The organism is Eubacterium ramulus ATCC 29099 (assembly GCF_000469345.1).
Taxonomy (GTDB): Bacteria; Bacillota; Clostridia; order Lachnospirales; family Lachnospiraceae; genus Eubacterium_I; species Eubacterium_I ramulus.
Genome location: NZ_KI271189.1, coordinates 1 through 242, shown reverse-complemented (window position 1 = coordinate 242; position 242 = coordinate 1). Strand labels below are relative to the sequence as shown.

The following is a 242-nucleotide window of genomic DNA, read 5'->3' as shown; positions in this document are numbered from 1 at the left end:
GCGATATTTCACTTTACAGTAAAGATTGTCGGGCGCAGTAAAGGAAAATCTGTCATATCCGCATCGGCATATCTTAATGGAGATGTGATGAAGAATGAGGAAACAGGCAGAATCAGTTACTATACTTCCAAAAAGGAAGTCGTCTACACCAGTCTGATGATGTGCGAAAATGCACCTCCTGAATGGCTGCATGTACCGGAAGAAAATATAAAAAGGTTTCAACAGTCTATCCGTTATAAAAG

The 242-nt window shown here is 40.1% G+C and carries 1 protein-coding gene; it reads left to right on the top strand.

What is annotated here, in order from left to right; genetic code table 11:
- The coding region (locus HMPREF0373_RS15170; protein WP_021740686.1) for a MobA/MobL family protein at nt 1–242 on the top strand (242 nt) is incomplete at both ends.